The 546-nt window shown below is 49.1% G+C and carries 1 protein-coding gene; it reads right to left on the reverse strand.

Annotated features, from left to right (window positions below):
* The coding region (locus L2717_RS18110; protein WP_248938143.1) for an IS630 family transposase at positions 1 to 546 on the reverse strand (546 nt) is incomplete at both ends.

The following is a 546-nucleotide window of genomic DNA, read 5'->3' on the forward strand; positions in this document are numbered from 1 at the left end:
CTTTCTTTATTCTCTATGAAGCTATTCCATGCGATGGAACACTGCTCAACAATGTCGTCATAGCCGCTAAAGCAGCGATTGGCCAACACATTTTGGCGTAGCCATTGCCAGACTTGCTCTATGGGGTTGAGTTCGGGTGAGTAAGGAGGCAGCTTGAGGACGGTCAGATTATCAAAGTCGTCGGCTAACGCTTGTTGATGCCAACCAGCGCCGTCCATGATGATCAGGGCGTGGCGCCCAAATGCCGTTGCAGCAGAAATTAACTTCAAATGTTGGTACATGTATTCGCTGTTAGCATGCGGGGCAATAATCGCTTCTGTTGCGCCAGTTGCAGGACACACTGCGCCATATAAATACGCCGATTCAAACTGTTGCTGCCTTACCGCGCGTGGACGTGTCCCTTTCTTGGCCCAAATACGGGTGGTAGTATTTTGTTGACCAAATCTGGCTTCATCTTGAAACCAAACATCAATGCGATCGAGTGCAACATGCCCCGGGGTGTCACGGATCGTTGCCATTAGGAAGTTTTTTAAAAGCTTCTTGCAC

Source organism: Shewanella glacialipiscicola (assembly GCF_023283485.1).
GTDB classification, from domain to species: Bacteria; Pseudomonadota; Gammaproteobacteria; order Enterobacterales; family Shewanellaceae; genus Shewanella; species Shewanella glacialipiscicola.